Here is a 15,962-nt window from a genome sequence, read left to right as displayed (position 1 = left end):
TCGGAGATGAGCAGACGGCGGAAAGCAATCGAGGGGCGCGAGCCCCTCGATCTTCAGACGGCGTCACTCAAGAGTGACACGGTGCAGTCCGAGCTTACGGACGCACGAGCATGCGCGTGCGCATCTCCAGGTGCAAGGCGTGGCAGAAGTGCGTGCAGTAGCACCAGAACACACCCGGCTTGTCGGCCGTGAAGGTGACGGACTTCGTCTCCAGCGGGTTGACGGTGAAGTTGATGTCGTACTTGGGTATCGCCCAGCCGTGGGTGAGGTCTTCGATCTTGTCGAGGTTGGTCAGGATGATCGTCACCTCGTCGCCCAGCTTCACCTCGAACTCGCGCAGACTGTAGGCAGGAGCCTGCGAGGCGATCCTGACCGTGACCTTGTTGCCGTCGCGGAACACGCCGGATTCCTTCGCGTCCTTGAGCGACAGCGGGTGGTCGGCAAGGTTGCCGACCTGCTTGGTCTTGATGATCTCGCGCTTGACGATGACGAAGTCGTGCGGCTCCGGATGCACTGGGTGGTCGGCCAGCAGCACCATCTTCTCGCCACGGATGTCGATCAGTTGTTCGTTTTCCGGGTGCATCGGGCCGACCGGCAGGAAGCGGTCCTTGGAGAACTTGCAACCCACGGCCAGGAACTGGCCGCCGGCTTCCTTGGTCTCGCCCATGTCGGAGCTGATGTGGCCGGGCTGGTAATGCACGTCAATGCGGTCGACCACATACTGGACGTTCTTGTCGCCTTCGTAGAACTTGATCGCGGCGTCGATGTTCCACTTCACGATCTGGCTGTCCAGGAACAGCGTGGTGAAGGCGTTGCCGCGACCGTCGTAGGTGGTGTGCAGGGGGCCGAGGCCAACTTCGACTTCGGAAACCACTGACTTGCGGATGTCGTCGAGCTTGCCGTCAAAGAAGTCGGCAACCTTGCTGACTTCAATGACCGTGCACGTGGGCGACAGCTTGCCCGAGCAGATCATGTACTTGCCGTCCGGGCTGGCATTGACGCCGTGCGGGTTCTTCGGCACTGGCACATAGGCGGTGAGGGCAGTCTTCGGGTCCGTGTTGGCGGCCTTGGTGCCGTCGACAACGGGCACCTTGGAGGTGCCGACAGTGAAGGACTTGCCGTCCTTGATGGCCTGCTCGATGCGAGCGACGTCGAAGAATACGCAGGCGTCCATCTCGGCCGACATCATGTCTTCGTAGCGTGCACCACCCTCGGTGTTGTACTGGTTGGAGCAGGCGAAGCGACCGTCATAGGAGGTGGCGACCAGGTCCATGTTGCCGTCGACCTTGCACTGCCAGCGCACTTGCATGGTATCGGCGTCGACGCAGGTGAACAGGCAGTAGTACAGGGTCGGGTCGTCCAGATCGCGGCCGTCGTTCGGCTGCGGAATGTGGAACTCGTTGCCGCAGAACACGCGGGTGGTGTGGTTGATCGCCGGGTCGACCGGGTCGCGCTTGTCCGAGAAGATGCCGTGGAAGCCCTGGATGTTGGGCAGTTCGGTGATCGCGTCGCACTCGAAGACGTCGCCGCGGATACGACCGAGGCGGCCGTGGATCTTGTCGTTGACCCAGAAGTACTTGCCGTCGTAGGTGCCGTCGGTGTAGGAGCCGTGGATGTGGTGAGTGTCGCCGGTCTTGTACTTCAGCTCACCGTTTGCACGGGTGCCGATGACCTTCTTCGACTCGTTGGTGATGCCCCAGCCGCTCATGCAATCGATGTTGAAGGTCGGGATGCGCTTGATTTCACGGCCAGAGGGCAAGCCGAGAATGCGGCACTCGCCCGAGTGGCCGCCGGACCAGATGCCATAATAGGTGTCGAGTTCGCCCGGTGCCATGTGGAGCTTCAGGTCACTGCCGGAGGCGACTGCCTTGGGTGCGGCTGCGGGGGCGGTGCCGGCGGCAGGGGCAGGGGCAGATTCCTTGTTGCAGGCCGAAAGGCCGACCGACAAGCCGGCACCCGCCAAGCCGGCCAGTGCGGCGGTGTTGAGGAACTTGCGGCGGCTCGGGTCGGGGCTTACTTCGACCTGATTCATCTTGGCGTTTTCATTCATGAGCATGGTGCTCCCGTTCTGGCTTGATCGGTGCCCGTCCAGTCATCCGGGGTTCGTGTGCGGGGCGCAGACGACGCAGATGGCTGTGACAGAATGTCCTGTGGCGTTTTGTCGCAGGTGGACTATAGGTCTGCACACTGGAGTAAACCTTGATTTGGGTTAAAGGAATCTCATTTGGTCCGGTGGTGATTCGCCCTTGCAAACAGAGGAATTCAGTTCAATGAGCCTGCTCCGATCTGAGTCGACAGGATCCAGGCCCGACGCAGGCATGGGGCCTGAGACGTCGCGGGTGGACGGACCCTGGGTGGGCGCAGATGCGTCGATCGCGGCTTTACGCACCGAGCGCGGCCACCTGTTGCAATTCCGTTGGCTGTCCGTTGTCGCCATGATGGTGATGGCGTTGGTCGCATTTCCGTTGCTGGCGCCAGCGCACCCGGCTCAGCCCTTGCTGGGCGTGGCGCTGGTCCTGACCGCTGTCAACCTGGCCCTGATGGCGGGTGTTGCACGCTGGCTCCATGTTCGGGAGGCTGCGTTTCTGCAGCTGCTGATCGACCTGCTGGCATGGGCCGCCTTCCTTTACTTCGGCGGGGGGGTGACAAATCCCGCCATTTCCTTGCTGCTGCCGGTGGTGGCGGTGGGGGCCTCGATTCTGCCCGCCCGTCACGCGTGGACGCTCGCAGCGGTTGCGGTGGGCGTCTATTCGATGCTGTGGGATTTCCACCATCCGGTGCAACTCGCCGATGCGGCGTCGGGCATGCACTGGCATCTCGCCGGCATGTGGCTCAGTTTCGCGCTGGCGGCGGTGACGGTGGTGTGGTTCATCGTGCGTCTCAATGCCGCCCTGGCAAAAGGCGAGGCCGCGCTGCTCGAGTCGCGCGCCGCTCGTGCCCGCGATGCCTATGTCGTTGGTCTTGGTAACCTGGCGGCGAGTGCCGCGCACCGCTTGGGTACACCGCTCGGCACCTTGCGCATCCTGAGCGATGAACTGGCGCGTCTCCAGAGCTTGCCGGATGAGGTGCGCGAGGACCTTGCCCTGATGCGCGAGCAGGTGTCCCACTGCCGCGACATCCTCAACAGTCTGACGCGTGAGGCCGGACAGCAACGTGCAGAAGGAGGGGGGCTGGAGCCTGTCGCGCCGTGGTTGCGCGCGGCGGTGGCAGGCTGGCAGCATTTGCGGCCAGCGGTCACCTTGCAGTTCGAGGTGGCGGCGGAACTGGCCGCGGAGGCCATCGTGGCCGATGCAAGCCTGACAGAGGCCCTGCAGAGCCTGGTCGACAATGCGGCCAATGCCAACCAGGCCGCCGCACGCGGCGATGCCGCAGTGGAGGTGAGCGCGCGGCCCTCCGGCAAGATGTTGTGCATCGAGGTCGCTGATCGCGGGCCAGGCCTGCTTCCCGAGCGCATTGCTGCCGCCCGCCATGCGCCGGGGGCGAGTCATGCCGAAGGGATGGGTGTGGGTCTGATGCTGGCCTTTGCTGCGGTCGAGCATCACGGTGGTGGGCTTGATTTCCGTTTGCGCCCCGGTGGTGGCACCATTGCACGCCTCCTCATTCCCTTGCGAGCGCCTGCTGCATGAGTCCGGAACACGCTCCCACCCTGCTCGTCGTCGATGATGATCCCGCCTTCAATCGCGTCCTGCTACGCGCGCTTAGCCAGCGCGGCTTCGACACCTATGGTGCGACCGACAGCGAAGGGGCGCTGGAGCTGGCGCAGGATCATTCGCCCGAGTTCATCGTGCTCGACCTCAATATTGGCGGCGAATCCGGTCTCAAGCTGATCCGCCCGCTGCTTGAGGCCAGCCCCGGAGTCCGCATCCTGGTGCTCACCGGCTATGCCAGCATTGCCACCGCGGTGGATGCGGTCAAGCTCGGTGCCATCCAGTATCTCGCCAAACCGGCCGAGGTCGATGCCATCATCAAGGCCTTGCGGGCGGATGATGTGATCATCGGCGAACACGTGCCTGATGCGCCGATGTCGGTCGATCGTCTCGAATGGGAGCACATCCAGCGCGTATTGGCTGAGAACGACGGCAATATCTCGGCCACTGCGCGTGCCCTGCAGATGCACCGCCGCACCCTGCAGCGCAAGCTTGCGCGTCCGCCTGGTGGAGCCTGAGCGACTGACTCCCGAATCGCCTCATCCGCTCAAGGCGGACCTGATCCTCGTCGGCGCCACGCTGGTGGCTGCCGCGGGATGGATCTTTTCCAAGGAGTCGCTCGCCGGGCTGCCGCCGCTGCTCTTCGTCGGCGTGCGCTTCCTGCTCGCCGGCGTGGTGTTGATGGCTTTCAGCTGGCGGCAGTTGCGCCTGCTCGATCGTGCCGGCTGGCGCGGCTCCGTGCTCGTCGGGGCGCTGTTCACCCTGGCCATGATGCTGTGGATCAAGGGCCTGGAGCATGCCAGCCATCTCGGTGAAGGCGCTTTCATTTCCAGCCTGGGCGCGGTGCTGGTGCCGGTCGTGGCGCGTCTGTTTTTCGGCGAGCATCCGCCGCGCATCGCCTGGGTGGCGATGCCGGTGGCCATGGTGGGCTTTGCCTTCCTTTCGCTCGAGCACGGTTTTCGCTTCGAACCCGGGCAGTGGCTTTTCCTCGCCGCCGCGCTGGTGTTTGCGGTGCTGATCAATCTCAACGGCCGCGTCGTGCGCCAGGTGCCGCCGCTGGCGCTGAGCGCGGTGCAGGTGAGCATGGTCGGAGTGCTCGTGCTGCCCTCGTCCGCGCTCTACGAGAACTGGCCTGCGGCGGTGTCGCTGCCGGTGCTGGGCTGGGTGCTGGCCAGTGCGCTGATCGCCACCACCCTGCGCTTCTTCATCCAGCTTTACGGCCAGAGCCTGACCACGCCCAGCCACGCCTCGATGATCCTGATGCTGGAGCCGATGTGGACGGCGATGCTGGCCGCCGGCTGGTTCGGTGAGCGCATGAGCGCGCAGCAGTTTGTGGGCTGTGCGCTGATCTTTTCGGCCCTGGTTCTCAGTCGCTGGCGCGTGGTGCGCGATGTGCTGAAGACGCTGGGCGGGCGCTGAGCGAGCAGGGGCAGCGAAGAGCCCGAATCTGGGTGTTTGAACCATGCACAAGAAAGCATATTTGCCTGAAAAACTTTGCCAGCGCTGCGGCCTGCCCTTTGCCTGGCGCAAGAAATGGGAAAAGGTGTGGGCGGAGGTGAAGTACTGCTCCGAGCGCTGCCGCCACGAACGCAAGCGCAGCCCGCGTGCCGGAGGTGAGGCGTGACGACCGTGCTGTACTGGTTTGGCGGTGACCGGCGCGCGGGCGCGGCGTGGTTCGAGTCTCAGCTGCTGGATTACGACGTCCATAGCAAGCAGGGCAACTGTTTGTATATCGCTGGCCGCGGCACGGACCCGCGCGGCGGGCGGCGTTTCAATGTCGCCAAGCAGACTGCCGAACATGACCCGGACGGCGCGTATCGGCGTCTGTGGGCCGCGCCATGACGGCGAGCTGCCACTGCTTGCGCCTGGTGCTGGGCGATCAGCTCAATCCCGCGCATTCATGGTTTCAAACCGTGGATGCGCAGGTGGTCTACGTGCTGATGGAGGTGCGTCAGGAGACCGACTACGTCCTGCACCATGCGCAGAAAATCCTCGCCATCTTTGCCGCCATGCGTGACTTCGCCCGCCATCTGCGCGCCGCCGGACATCGCGTGCGCTATGTGGCGGTGGACGACCCGAGCAACCGGCAGACTATCCCTGACAATCTGACTGCGCTGATGCAGCACTACGATGCCCAGCGCATCGAGTGGCAGGCGCCCGATGAATGGCGACTGGACGAGCAGCTGCGCCAGTGGGCGACGGATCAAGCCTTCGCCAGCGCAAGCGTCGACAGCGAGCATTTTCTGAGCACTCGTCATGAGATAGCCGAGTTCTTCGCCGGGCGCAAACAGTGGCTGATGGAGCACTTCTATCGCCACATGCGTCGTCGTTTCGGGCTGCTGATCGATGCCCAGGGCAAGCCTGAAGGCGGCAAGTGGAACTTCGACCACGATAACCGCAAGCCCTGGCCGGGCACGCCCGCCGAGCCGGTGGATGCGCGCCCGCAACACGACCATCAGGCCTTGTGGCAAAGCGTGCAGCACTGCGGCGTCAATAGCTTTGGTGACGCGCAGGCCGCCCGCCTGCGCTGGCCACTGAACCGTGACGAGGCGCTGGCCTGCCTGCAAGCCTTCATCCAGGATGGGCTACCGCACTTTGGCGACTTTGAAGACGCCATGAGCAGCACGGGCCAGCGCCTGTTCCATTCGCTGCTGTCATTCGCCCTCAACGTGAAAATGCTCCACCCGCTCGAAGTGGTGCAGCGCGCACAAGCGGCTTACTACAGCGGCGCTGCACCACTGGCCGCGGTCGAGGGCTTCATTCGCCAGATCATGGGCTGGCGCGAGTATGTGCGCGGGATCTACTGGGCGCACATGCCGGCTTACGCGCAGCACAATGCGCTCGACCATCATCAGCCTTTGCCGCACTGGTTCTGGAGCGGCGACACCGGCATGCGCTGCCTGCAGCACGCGATCGGACAGTCGCTGCACACGGCGCACGCGCATCACATCCAGCGCCTGATGGTGATAGGCAACTTTGCGCTGCTCGCCGGGCTGGACCCGCAGGCACTACACCGCTGGTATCTGGGCATCTATATCGACGCCTTCGAGTGGGTGGAACTGCCCAACACCCTGGGCATGAGCCAATGGGCCGATGGCGGTCTGATTGCCACCAAGCCCTATGTCAGCAGCGCGGCCTACATCCATCGCATGAGCGACTATTGCCAGGGCTGTCGCTACGATCACAAGCAAAAGCTGGGCGAACGCGCCTGCCCCTTCAATGCCTTGTACTGGGATTTCTTTGATCGCCACCAAGCGCTGCTGAGTGGCAACCATCGCTTGGGGATGGTGTACCGTCAACTGCAAAAAATGCACGGACCCCAGCTTGATGCCTTGAAGGCGCAGGCGCTGCAAATACGCGCGCGGCTGGATACGCTGTAGGCGTGTGCGTGGCGTCGCGCTCAGTGTTGAGCGTTCCGCTCAGGGATGCGCTGCAAGCGGCAACTCATCGTGTCGTATTGCACCAGCGCCTTGGGGCGGGCTCCCTGTGGTGAGCCGCCGGTCAGGGCTGGCTCACGTAGTGGCCAATCTTCACCCCAGCCGCTTTACTGGACGGAGATCTGCTTGATGGCGATTTGCGGCGCGGCGCGCGTTGGCGCTGTTCGACGGCTTGGGCCTGTTCCATCTGGGCGATGGACTGGCGCTTGAGGACGAAGAGCTCGTCCAGTTCAGCGCTGAGGCCCAAGGCTTGCACCACCCGCACCAGGGTTGCGAGAGAACATTGTCCGTCCGACTCCAGCTTGCGCAGTGCGCCCAGTGACAGCCCGGCCATGTGCGCCAGATCGCGCTGCGTCAAACTCTGGGCAAGCCGTTGCTTGCGCAAACGAGTGCCCAGCGCAAATAGCACTTCCTCGGGTAGCGACAAGGCAAAAGCCACGTTAATGCACCTAATCAGCAAAAAAATCGATTAGGGTTCATTGTAGTGGCTTTTAAGCTAATGGGTAGAGAGGCCTGCCGTATAAGAGGAGCACGCCCGATGAGGGCGCCAGCGGCGTGCCAGGCCGCTTTCCGGAGCAATCGGCGGAAATGTCCGTATGCGCTCAGACGTTGAACAGCGATTGTGACTGCAAGTCATTGAATGAAAAGTTAACCATGCTGCTCCATTAAAAAACATACTCATGTTTGTACTCAAGAAACTCAGCATTGAGTATGTTCAACCGTGATCTGGCGCCGTTGCGCCGGCTCGGATTCAGCTTTCCAGGCGCCGGCGACAGGCATCAATGGTGGATTTGATCTGTTGCACCAGCATCTGCCTGATCGGCGCACGCTCCAACCGCTCACCCAATGAGCTTGCCTGCAGCAACATCCGTTCGATGACCTCTTCCGCCCGTTTCCTTGGGACGCCACCTTCCTCCGCCAGACGCAATAAATGCCGGCGTTCGATGGCAGCACCTTCGCCGCAAACGTCCAGGTGATGCTGGCCCATCGGGCCTTCGCTGAAGGTCAGGTCGAATGCCGGAGCCAGACGCCAGCGCCGGTCAGGCCCGAGACGCCACGCGAAATTCTTGGGATGGTCGTCACGGTTGTGGAAAAGCACATTGAAGACGGCTCGTGCGTAGGCTTTCTCCACTTCGCGCTCGTCGCGCGTCAGGAAACGGGTAGCCCGCAGGAAGGCGGTATAGTCGGTGGCACCGGGCAGGCGAAAATCCACTTGCAACAATCCAGCCAGACTGTGCACCGGGACGCGTTGCCCTCCCTCCCGGTCGAAGCGCGCGACGCCGAAGGCGGCCAGTTCGGGGCCAAGGTCGAACCAACGACTTTCGGGCACATCCAGTCCGCAATCCCGAGCCAACTCGGCATAGAGCTGCTCGATGACGCAAACCTCTTTGTGTTCGTTCTGCGCCGGGAACTTGACCAGCCAGGGACTGCCGGGCGCATCCGGACGGGTGCTGACTTGCCCGGTCATTGCGTCGTACTGCACCAAGGCCTTGGGGCGAGCCCCTTGCGGTGAGCCGCCGGTGAGCGCGAGCTCGCGCAGGGCTGCCCCCGCCTCGCCCGCGAGCGCGAGACGGCTTTGCTCGGCCAGCGCCAGCAAGGACCAGTCGGGCTCGTGGGCGCCGGCGTCGCTTGCCGGAACGAAGCGCAACGCGCCCATCGCGCGCTCACCAATGAAGGCCAGCCGGTCCAGTGGCCCGGGATGGCGCAAGCCGTGTTGACGGAACAACCGATCCATCAGCAGCAAACCCCAGCCGTCAGGCAGACTGTCGGCGATCAGGCCCGGAAGGCGATGCAAATGGATCGGAAAACCTCCGTAGGCATCCGCCCGCAGCTTGAGGTGCAAGGGCGACAGTTCCAAGCCTTGAGACAAGGCTTCGGGAGAATATTCGAAGAGCAGGGATTGACCGTCATCGGCCAGGCGTCCCAACGGCCAGTCTTCTCCCCAGCCGCAATAATGCACGGTAAGCAGCTTCATGATGCTCTCTTACGCGGCGCACGCTGGCGGCGGCTCACAAGGTCCACCTGCTCCATCTGGGCGATGGATTGCCGTTTGAGCACGAAGAGATCGTCCAGCGCCTCCAGCAAGCCAAGTGCCTGCGCGACACGGACCAGCGTTTCCAGTGAGCACTGACCGTCGCTTTCGAGTTTGCGCAACGCCCCCAAGGACAGTCCGGCCATTTGCGCCAGTTCACGCTGCGTGAGCGATTGGGCAAGCCGCTGCTCGCGCAGACGAACACCCAGCGCATGCAGGATCTCAGCGGGAGTTGAGAGATGAAAAGTCACTTTTATGACCCTTAACGCGAAAAAAATTGCGTAAGCGCCATTGTAGTGGGCTTTACTTGTTCTTGAAAGCAGATGGCTGCGATAGCTGCCGCGAGCGATCATGCGGAGACCATCGTAACGCTACGATAACGTAGCGCTACGATGTTACGGAGTTGGCTCCTGTCCAGCAGCCGGCGCCTCCAGCAGTACTGAAGGCTCCACCCCCAGTGCCTCGGCCAGCTTGAAGATGTTGAGTAAGGCGATGTTGCGTTGCCCACGCTCAACACCCCCCAGATAGCTGCGCGCCAAGCCACTTTCCAGTGCCAGGCGTTCTTGCGACCACCCTCTGGTCTTTCTGATTTCTATCAGCTTCAAGCCGAAGCGTAGTCGGGGATCAAGGGCCATATTTCTCTCTTCTTAAAGAGAAATGACTCTATGAGTACCCCCTCTATAGGGCTACGCCCGATAGGTGCCCGCACTATAAGTGACAATTTAATTCAAGCGCCATAGAATGACCTCTATGAGTAACAACATGGAGGTGATGACGTATGGCAAGCGTCTGGAAGACTGCTGGGATGGGGGCGGCTGCGGGGCTGGCAGTTCCGGTGGCTGGGCTTTCAGGTCTTGCTGCCACTGCTCTTACGCTGATTCTTGTACTGGCGATGTTCGGCGTGGGGCCTGCGCGCCTGTCACAGACATCGCTTTGGGGACTGTTGACCAGTGAGCTGATGCTCTATCTGCTGATTTCGCTGGCGATCTTCATGCTGTCCTTCCGCTTTCTGGCGCGCTTGCAGGCCCGCTGTCAGGCACTTGTAGCCAAGCTCAACGCTCAGCAGGGGCTGTCATTCGATGCTGGACATCTCTTGGGCTACCCCGCGCCGGCCTTTCTAGTGTTTGACCGGCAGCATCGCAAACTGGCTGTCTGCTCAATCGTGGATGAAGCCTGGCGTATCCACGACTTCTCCTGGCTGCTTGGGTGGCGGATGACCTGGCGCGAGGTCGAGAGCATGGAGATGAACGGCGGTAGCCGTCAGGTCAACGCCAGCGGCATGAGCGTGCCGACCTTCGAGCGCACGGTGCGCGCCAAGGACTTCGCCATCGAGCTGCAAACCGCCGACCCGCAACGACCGCTGCTCAGTTTTCCCATGAGCCGTCGGGCGGCGGAAACCTGGTGCGCCCGGCTCAATACCCTCTTCAACGGATAACCTCGCGAGGAACTGCGATGAAACACTACCGGAGCTTATTGCTTCTGCCTTTTGTATTGACGGGTTGTGCCACAACCGACATGCAGGGGGCGCTGGATTCCCTGAACGGACTAGGACACTCCATTGGAACCAGTCTGTCGCAAGCGGCTACGCCCGCAAGCGCGGCAACCCGAAACAGCTTGCTGGGCACTCCACTGCATAACGCCTTGCGCCAGAATCTGTCTACCGACGGCCGCGCCCCGGAATGGCCCAAGGTGGCGATCAGCAATCTGCAAATTCCGGCTGATCAGATGACGCTGACCCGTAGCCTCACGCTCAAAGCCAGTGATTGTATTCGCTTTGACGCAGTACTCTGGCACGACGCCAAGCGCTCCGAGCGCTTCAGCAATCTGTCGCTCTGCGCGCCGGAGCTGCCGAAACAGTCGAACAATTTCGTGCTGACTTGGAAGAGCTTTTCCATCTCCGGCAAAACCAGTGGTCAGGTTCGCAGTGACGGGCCAACCCCACCGTACAGCAAGTTGCCCGGCGACCCGGCGATGGAGCGCTGGCTGATGAATCAGTTCGGCCTTTACTATGTCGGTTCGCTGCTGACCCTGGTCGGCTACGACCCCAACTTCACGGTCGATGACCGCCGCTTCTGGATCAGGAACATCAAGGGATGAAGGCGTTGCTGCTGGCGGCCATGCCGGTTGTGCTGATGGATGGCAATACGACAGACATCGACCGCTGGTTGCGGATCGAGCCGGCCATTGTCGCCGCCGTGGAATGCCGCCAAGCCTTGCCGATGCGCGTGCTGGAGGGCATTGCGCCCAATGCTCCCGGCAGTTGGGCGCTGACGCCGGCACGCAGCTTCACGGTGTTCGGGTTGCCGGTGAAGCGGATCGAGCTGTTCATCGACCCGGATGGCGAGCTGGGTGCAAGCTATACAGCGGTTATTGAAAAGCGCAGCCTGGAACAGGTGCGCGAGCAACTGAAGCTTGCCAGCCAGCGCGGGCGCATCGGCCAGCTATCGGCAGATCAGCCCAGCGCAGAGGTTTTAGTGAGCTGCACGGAGGTCTGGCAGGGGCAGAATGTGGGGCAATAGCTGTTGAAAGGCGCCTATTGCTAATGAGTGACAACTCTGCGTTGCAACATAGCATAATGATTTTGCATGCCTGAGAACCCAAACTGGATGGGTTGCAACAGTGGGAATGGATGCATGAGCCTGCGTCATCGAAAGCAACGCCCTCCCTTCAGCTCTTTGCCACGGCGTAAGCGAAGCGATGAGGTCATCCGCCTCAAAGGTAAGATGCGTCGCGACGCCGCCGAATATGGCGGGCGATTCACCAGCCATCTCGTGCTAAACGAGCCGGGCCGCCCCGATCTGTACAACCAATGGTTCGACTTTTACTTCCTCGGCATGGATCGATTCACGATCTGGAACGCCGAGATTGTGACGGCACGGCAAGCGTTCTGGGATGCCGCGCACCACGAGGCATCCTCGCGGGCCTACGCAGCACTGGGAGACGCCGGCCTGGACAGGGAATCAAAGCTGGATTTCGAGCCAGCCGATGTCTCGCGCACGGGGAAGGTTCTCACCTATCGGATGGTGAAGCGAGAACCTGTTCGGTACGTACAGTTCGACGGACGGACACTCTCCGAGCAGATCGACCTGCTGGAAACAGCCATCATTCGCGACGAGCCGCCTGTGATCTACGAATCGTTCAAGCTCGACTGGAGCTATGCCTACGGGATTGGCCTTCGTATCGTCCTGGATGTGGAGGTCATCAATCAAGCAGCTATCGAAGCTGCGATTGACCGCTTCCTCGCGATTGGCGAAACCGATTGGGTGTCGTCCGAGGCGGTGCCGCGTGATCACCTGCCATTGGTGCGTGAGCAAGAGGCACTGGCAAGCGTTGACTACCCTTCTGCCCAACTTGGGATGCCAGTTCGATGAAGCCGAAGAAAAAGCCGCTGTTGCCTGTGGACATCAAGTTGCCCGAGCGCGTCTTGCTTGAGGATGGCGTCATGTTTGCCACCCTGCGGACACTCGATGAGCTTGAGCAATTCTGGGAGGAGCACAAGGGCCAATTCGAACTTGCCTGCGAGGGCAAAGGCGTAACCAGCGGACAGACCTTCTTGCGCGAATACGAATGGGTGTTCGGCACGTCGAAGTCTGCCGTCGTGCGAACCGTTATGCGGTGGGGACAGTCGGGCATCGGTTGTGACTTTTACGACTGGGCGAAACACGATCCCAGAATGCACGAATGCTTCTTCCATGACCGTGATGCCTACCGTGGCTCACGGATTGAACGGGGTACATGGTCGGACAAGGATGAGGCCGAGTATCTTGCCGACTGCGCCCGCCGCACGCCTGAGATCTATCGCGGATGGTGGCGCTTTTGCGATCTGCCCAATGGATACGCCCCTGACGACTGGTTCAATCCGGGCATCGACCACGAAGAGCTGTTTGATCCGAAAATGGCTCTTGCCGAGGTCGCGGAAAAACTGCATGAGCAGACCTTCGATGACTGGAAACAGCATGGTGTCTGGGAGGAGATCGAGGCTCACGACAGGGCAAGCATCGACGAGACGATCCGCTATTGGCGGAACGAGCAAGCGGCAGGCGAAAGCTACTACGGCGATGAAAACGAGGCCGCAAGTGTTTCATGACGATGAAAGCCACGTTGCAAGCCGCCATCTCCTCTGGGCAAATCAACACGAAGCAAGAACTGCTTGAGCGTGCAGAAGCTCTCGGCCTGACGGTGACAAGGAATGGGCGTGATTACATCGGGTTGCTTGGGCCTGATGGGAAGCGGTTCCGGATTCGTTTCGCGTTTGCCGGCGGCGCATTTCCTACAAGGCCGGAATGTTCGATTGGCACGGGCGCCGTCCCGGTCATCCGTTCACGCGGATACTGGATTTATGCGCTGACGGCGCATAGCCGGAATGGCGAGCGAAAAGCCTGCTACATCGGGCAGACGGTAAATCTCAAACGTCGATTTCGTGAGCATCTTCGTCGGCATCGCCCCGGCCATGCCTCGTTCGCTCTCTTCGCGTGGGCCGTTCGCGAACAGGCCGAGGTTCGTGCGACCGTTCTCTCATGGGTTGATGGCGACCAGAGTTATGCATCCCGATTTGAGGGTTACTGGCTGAAATTGGCGGTTGAGGCGGGCTTCGAAGCTCCCGATGCCCATAACTGGGGACGGTTGCCGCAGCCAGAAAACCCAACAGGCCAGCCGAATCGCTGGCCTGCAATGGAAGTCTTTGCCGCGTCTCTCCCCCTGCTGGAACTGGTCGAGCGTGGCATCACGCCTGTCGAGTTGTTTGTTGCCAGTCGAACTCCGTTGTGATCGAAGACGAAGGAAGGAAAGCATGATCGGATGGTGGATCGTCATTGCCGCCCAGACGCCCGAGGAGCGGGATACAGGCATTGGTCGAAGGGATGCGGTGCTGGCGAACTGGGAAACCAGTGTCGGCGGAAATGGTTGGGTGCAGCGGCTGGTTGATGAAGGCAAGGCGGTACAACTGCTGTCGGGAGGCTATCCCAACCGTTACACGGCCAAGGCCAGTGATGTCCTGCCGATCATCGAGAGCGGCCCGCCAGCGCGCAACGATCCTGCCGTCATCGGCGACGACCATGTGATGCCCGCCAACCGGGCTCGCGACGTCATCTTGCATCACGGCAAGATTGCTGCCTGTCCGCCCGACAAGGTGCTGACCATCGAAGTCTGGGATCTGTCCTGACACCACTTTCATTCATATTCACCAACAAGAACAGGGAGTTCATGCCTATGTCCAAACAGCTTGCCATCCTCGCCGTACTCGGCACCGTCACGCTCGCCGCTTGTGGTAGCAAAACCGATGCAAACGAAAAGAACTTCGGTGCGGCGCTGAGCCAGTATTTCGAGAAAAAGGGGCAGTTGTGCCTCAACCAGTACCGCGACTTCCCGGTGGCGGTCACCGAAATGGACATGCGTCTTCAGAAGACCATGCAAAGCGGTACAGCCAATCAGATGGCCGCGCTTGAGGCCGCCGGGCTGGTGAAGTGCGAAGCTGCGGACAAGGGACAGCGTTGTTCGCTGACCGATGCCGCCAAACCCTTTGTCCGGGAGAAGGAAGCAACCAGTTGGGGTTTGAACGGTTCCCAGAAGGTGACCCAGACTGATCTGTGCTGGGGACAGAAGAGCCTCGACAAGGTGGTGAAGTGGGAAGGCCCGATGAAGCTCGGTGACTACCAGGAGGCAGGCATCACCTACACCTATAATGTCAACGACCTTGCCGACTGGGCCAAGAAGCCCGAGGTGCAAGCCGCTTTCCCGGTGGTCAAGAGCATTCTCGATGGTGTTGGCAACAAGGAATCCAAGCACGCCGTCAAGCTGACCAGCCAAGGCTGGGAAGCAAAGGGTCTGGATTGATTGGCGTTCTAATGATCATCTCCGGCGGCCAAACCGGCGTAGACCGGGCGGCGCTGGATTTCGCCATTGCCCGGCAGATTCCGCACGGCGGTTGGTGCCCGGCAGGCCGACGGGCCGCTGATGGCGTACTGGATGCTCGCTACCAGTTGCTGGAGACCGAATCCAGCGGCTACCGCCAGCGCACCAAACGCAATGTGCTGGACTCTGATGCCACACTGATCCTTTACCGGGACAGGCTCGAAGGTGGCAGCTTGCTCACTCGCGATCTGGCGACGGGACACGGCAAGCCGCTGCTGCTGTGCGATTTGCATGACCCTACAGAAGAGCTGTTGGCGGCATGGCAAGACTGGCTGGTTGGTCATGCCATCGCTATTCTCAACATTGCTGGCCCGAGTGAAGCACGCAACCCCGGTATTTACCTGCAGGCGAGCACGCTGCTGGGCCTTTTCTGGAGCACGGAACATGAGCCGATCTGATGCCCGTTGCGCGACACCTTATATCTACTCGGGTGAGTTGCAAATCCGTCCCGAAGTGGATGCCGCGCTGGCTGCGCTGAAAGACAAACCCTACACCGCCATCCCCAGCTGGAAAAATGACGGAACCTGGGAGCTATGGACAGTGGAAGGCGACGGCGAAACCGAGCCCTGCATCATCAGCGGCCCATCGACAACCTATGCCAGCGAGGCCGATGCGCTGGCCGCCGGTGCGGCCTGGATCGCCAACCTCAATTCCATCCCTCGCTGACAAAGCCAATGCCACGGCGGCTGATCTCCACCAGCGGCCTGATGTCTTGCACCTGGACGACTCCTCGGTCATCACGAGCTGCCGAGCCCAAGGCCCGCTGCAGAACCAGACGCACACTGCGCGGCGGCAAGGCTTGCAGACGGGACAGGACATCATCATCCAGTCGCTCGGCAAAGGCCGTGCCCCCCCGAGTTCGACAGTTCGCCTCCAAAAAAGCCGTTTTTTGAGAAATCGCGCCAGTGTTCATGCGGGTTTCAAGCCGTTTTCCCA

General features: G+C 61.4%; 22 protein-coding genes. 16 read left to right on the top strand and 6 right to left on the bottom strand.

Translation table 11 applies throughout. The features are described 5' to 3' along the window. Nucleotides 1-94: 94 nt before the first annotated feature. Nucleotides 95-2,050, bottom strand: coding sequence for a TAT-dependent nitrous-oxide reductase (gene nosZ, locus M622_RS30315; protein WP_031346872.1), 1,956 nt, complete (start codon nt 2,048-2,050; stop codon nt 95-97). Nucleotides 2,051-2,339: 289 nt separating this feature from the next. Here nosZ and M622_RS30310 point away from each other — a divergent pair, with 289 nt between their 5' ends. Genes M622_RS30310 through M622_RS30290 form a run of 6 tightly spaced genes read left to right on the top strand, consistent with a single transcriptional unit; the run spans nt 2,340 to nt 7,027 of the window. After that, nucleotides 2,340-3,626, top strand: a complete 1,287-nt coding sequence (locus M622_RS30310; RefSeq protein WP_021249410.1) for an ATP-binding protein — start codon at nt 2,340-2,342, stop codon at nt 3,624-3,626. Then, a complete protein-coding gene (locus M622_RS30305) occupies nt 3,623-4,165 on the top strand; it encodes a response regulator transcription factor (protein WP_021249409.1) in 543 nt (180 codons plus the stop codon). Before M622_RS30310 ends, M622_RS30305 begins: the two co-directional genes overlap by 4 nt. Beyond that, a complete protein-coding gene (locus M622_RS30300; RefSeq protein WP_021249408.1) occupies nt 4,140-5,066 on the top strand; it encodes a DMT family transporter in 927 nt (308 codons plus the stop codon). The genes M622_RS30305 and M622_RS30300 overlap by 26 nt, the downstream gene beginning before the upstream one ends. Before the next feature lie 43 nt (nt 5,067-5,109). Next, nucleotides 5,110-5,271, top strand: a complete 162-nt coding sequence (locus tag M622_RS39685; RefSeq protein WP_021249407.1) for a DUF2256 domain-containing protein — start codon at nt 5,110-5,112, stop codon at nt 5,269-5,271. Next, nucleotides 5,268-5,489: an FAD-binding domain-containing protein gene (locus tag M622_RS40035; RefSeq protein ID WP_021249406.1), complete on the top strand. Its 222-nt coding sequence runs from the start codon at nt 5,268-5,270 to the stop codon at nt 5,487-5,489. Before M622_RS39685 ends, M622_RS40035 begins: the two co-directional genes overlap by 4 nt. Beyond that, nucleotides 5,486-7,027: a cryptochrome/photolyase family protein gene (locus M622_RS30290; protein ID WP_031346869.1), complete on the top strand. Its 1,542-nt coding sequence runs from the start codon at nt 5,486-5,488 to the stop codon at nt 7,025-7,027. The genes M622_RS40035 and M622_RS30290 overlap by 4 nt, the downstream gene beginning before the upstream one ends. Before the next feature lie 121 nt (nt 7,028-7,148). On the opposite strand, the gene M622_RS0120265 is transcribed toward M622_RS30290, so the two are convergent. The 4 genes from M622_RS0120265 to M622_RS0120260 all read right to left on the bottom strand — a co-directional run bounded on the left by M622_RS0120265 (nt 7,149) and on the right by M622_RS0120260 (nt 9,751). After that, nucleotides 7,149-7,523, bottom strand: a complete 375-nt coding sequence (locus M622_RS0120265) for a helix-turn-helix domain-containing protein (protein WP_084520731.1) — start codon at nt 7,521-7,523, stop codon at nt 7,149-7,151. Between the two features lie 312 nt (nt 7,524-7,835). Beyond that, complete coding sequence (locus tag M622_RS30285; protein WP_021249403.1) at nt 7,836-9,059, bottom strand: type II toxin-antitoxin system HipA family toxin; 1,224 nt, start codon at nt 9,057-9,059, stop codon at nt 7,836-7,838. Continuing rightward, nucleotides 9,056-9,469: a helix-turn-helix domain-containing protein gene (locus M622_RS30280; RefSeq protein ID WP_245543062.1), complete on the bottom strand. Its 414-nt coding sequence runs from the start codon at nt 9,467-9,469 to the stop codon at nt 9,056-9,058. The genes M622_RS30285 and M622_RS30280 overlap by 4 nt, the downstream gene beginning before the upstream one ends. A gap of 42 nt (nt 9,470-9,511) precedes the next feature. Further along, complete coding sequence (locus M622_RS0120260) at nt 9,512-9,751, bottom strand: helix-turn-helix domain-containing protein (protein WP_017936955.1); 240 nt, start codon at nt 9,749-9,751, stop codon at nt 9,512-9,514. A 323-nt stretch (nt 9,752-10,074) separates the two neighbouring features. On the opposite strand from M622_RS0120260, the gene M622_RS30275 reads away from it, so the two are divergent. The 10 genes from M622_RS30275 (at nt 10,075) to M622_RS0120250 (ending at nt 15,692) form a co-directional block, all read left to right on the top strand. Continuing rightward, the gene (locus tag M622_RS30275) at nt 10,075-10,551 is read left to right on the top strand and encodes a hypothetical protein (protein WP_217995313.1); all 477 of its coding nucleotides are present in this window, start codon (nt 10,075-10,077) and stop codon (nt 10,549-10,551) included. Between the two features lie 17 nt (nt 10,552-10,568). Next, nucleotides 10,569-11,213 carry a hypothetical protein gene (locus tag M622_RS0120255; protein ID WP_031346864.1) on the top strand — a complete coding sequence of 215 codons (645 nt, stop codon included), beginning with the start codon at nt 10,569-10,571 and terminating at the stop codon, nt 11,211-11,213. Then, on the top strand, nt 11,210-11,635 hold the full coding sequence (locus tag M622_RS30270) for a hypothetical protein (RefSeq protein ID WP_021249399.1): 426 nt from the start codon (nt 11,210-11,212) through the stop codon (nt 11,633-11,635). The genes M622_RS0120255 and M622_RS30270 overlap by 4 nt, the downstream gene beginning before the upstream one ends. Before the next feature lie 114 nt (nt 11,636-11,749). Then, the gene (locus tag M622_RS30265; protein ID WP_245543061.1) at nt 11,750-12,487 is read left to right on the top strand and encodes a hypothetical protein; all 738 of its coding nucleotides are present in this window, start codon (nt 11,750-11,752) and stop codon (nt 12,485-12,487) included. Continuing rightward, complete coding sequence (locus M622_RS30260; protein WP_021249397.1) at nt 12,484-13,203, top strand: hypothetical protein; 720 nt, start codon at nt 12,484-12,486, stop codon at nt 13,201-13,203. The genes M622_RS30265 and M622_RS30260 overlap by 4 nt, the downstream gene beginning before the upstream one ends. Next, the gene (locus tag M622_RS30255; RefSeq protein ID WP_021249396.1) at nt 13,200-13,883 is read left to right on the top strand and encodes a GIY-YIG nuclease family protein; all 684 of its coding nucleotides are present in this window, start codon (nt 13,200-13,202) and stop codon (nt 13,881-13,883) included. The genes M622_RS30260 and M622_RS30255 overlap by 4 nt, the downstream gene beginning before the upstream one ends. 22 nt (nt 13,884-13,905) lie before the next feature. Further along, entirely contained in the window at nt 13,906-14,277 is a 372-nt protein-coding gene (locus M622_RS30250) for a hypothetical protein (protein WP_021249395.1), read from the top strand. A gap of 47 nt (nt 14,278-14,324) precedes the next feature. Next, complete coding sequence (locus tag M622_RS30245; RefSeq protein WP_021249394.1) at nt 14,325-14,948, top strand: SEN1982 family lipoprotein; 624 nt, start codon at nt 14,325-14,327, stop codon at nt 14,946-14,948. Nucleotides 14,949-14,959: 11 nt separating this feature from the next. Continuing rightward, nucleotides 14,960-15,424, top strand: a complete 465-nt coding sequence (locus M622_RS30240; RefSeq protein WP_021249393.1) for a putative molybdenum carrier protein — start codon at nt 14,960-14,962, stop codon at nt 15,422-15,424. Beyond that, nucleotides 15,411-15,692, top strand: a complete 282-nt coding sequence (locus M622_RS0120250; RefSeq protein ID WP_011806693.1) for a hypothetical protein — start codon at nt 15,411-15,413, stop codon at nt 15,690-15,692. The genes M622_RS30240 and M622_RS0120250 overlap by 14 nt, the downstream gene beginning before the upstream one ends. On the opposite strand, the gene M622_RS0120245 is transcribed toward M622_RS0120250, so the two are convergent. Beyond that, the coding region (locus M622_RS0120245) for a hypothetical protein (protein WP_031346856.1) at nt 15,673-15,962 on the bottom strand (290 nt) is incomplete at its 5' end. The two genes, M622_RS0120250 and M622_RS0120245, sit on opposite strands and share 20 nt — an antisense overlap.

It is taken from the genome of Thauera terpenica 58Eu (assembly GCF_000443165.1).
Classification (GTDB): Bacteria; Pseudomonadota; Gammaproteobacteria; order Burkholderiales; family Rhodocyclaceae; genus Thauera; species Thauera terpenica.
Note: the sequence above shows the minus strand (reverse complement) of the source record. Positions and strands in the feature narration are given on the sequence as shown.

What these genes read in the sequence shown, in the direction of transcription:
- M622_RS30275 (WP_217995313.1), top strand. Translation starts at nt 10,075, where the DNA reads ATGCTCTATCTGCTGATTTCGCTGGCGATCTTCATGCTGTCCTTCCGC.
- M622_RS30260 (WP_021249397.1), top strand. Translation starts at nt 12,484, where the DNA reads ATGAAGCCGAAGAAAAAGCCGCTGTTGCCTGTGGACATCAAGTTGCCC.
- M622_RS30245 (WP_021249394.1), top strand. Translation starts at nt 14,325, where the DNA reads ATGTCCAAACAGCTTGCCATCCTCGCCGTACTCGGCACCGTCACGCTC.
- M622_RS30255 (WP_021249396.1), top strand. Translation starts at nt 13,200, where the DNA reads ATGACGATGAAAGCCACGTTGCAAGCCGCCATCTCCTCTGGGCAAATC.
- M622_RS39685 (WP_021249407.1), top strand. Translation starts at nt 5,110, where the DNA reads ATGCACAAGAAAGCATATTTGCCTGAAAAACTTTGCCAGCGCTGCGGC.
- nosZ (WP_031346872.1), bottom strand. Translation starts at nt 2,050, where the DNA reads ATGAATGAAAACGCCAAGATGAATCAGGTCGAAGTAAGCCCCGACCCG.
- M622_RS30240 (WP_021249393.1), top strand. Translation starts at nt 14,960, where the DNA reads ATGATCATCTCCGGCGGCCAAACCGGCGTAGACCGGGCGGCGCTGGAT.
- M622_RS30265 (WP_245543061.1), top strand. Translation starts at nt 11,750, where the DNA reads ATGAGCCTGCGTCATCGAAAGCAACGCCCTCCCTTCAGCTCTTTGCCA.
- M622_RS30270 (WP_021249399.1), top strand. Translation starts at nt 11,210, where the DNA reads ATGAAGGCGTTGCTGCTGGCGGCCATGCCGGTTGTGCTGATGGATGGC.
- M622_RS30280 (WP_245543062.1), bottom strand. Translation starts at nt 9,469, where the DNA reads ATGATCGCTCGCGGCAGCTATCGCAGCCATCTGCTTTCAAGAACAAGT.
- M622_RS0120255 (WP_031346864.1), top strand. Translation starts at nt 10,569, where the DNA reads ATGAAACACTACCGGAGCTTATTGCTTCTGCCTTTTGTATTGACGGGT.
- M622_RS0120250 (WP_011806693.1), top strand. Translation starts at nt 15,411, where the DNA reads ATGAGCCGATCTGATGCCCGTTGCGCGACACCTTATATCTACTCGGGT.
- M622_RS30290 (WP_031346869.1), top strand. Translation starts at nt 5,486, where the DNA reads ATGACGGCGAGCTGCCACTGCTTGCGCCTGGTGCTGGGCGATCAGCTC.
- M622_RS0120260 (WP_017936955.1), bottom strand. Translation starts at nt 9,751, where the DNA reads ATGGCCCTTGATCCCCGACTACGCTTCGGCTTGAAGCTGATAGAAATC.
- M622_RS30250 (WP_021249395.1), top strand. Translation starts at nt 13,906, where the DNA reads ATGATCGGATGGTGGATCGTCATTGCCGCCCAGACGCCCGAGGAGCGG.
- M622_RS30285 (WP_021249403.1), bottom strand. Translation starts at nt 9,059, where the DNA reads ATGAAGCTGCTTACCGTGCATTATTGCGGCTGGGGAGAAGACTGGCCG.
- M622_RS30305 (WP_021249409.1), top strand. Translation starts at nt 3,623, where the DNA reads ATGAGTCCGGAACACGCTCCCACCCTGCTCGTCGTCGATGATGATCCC.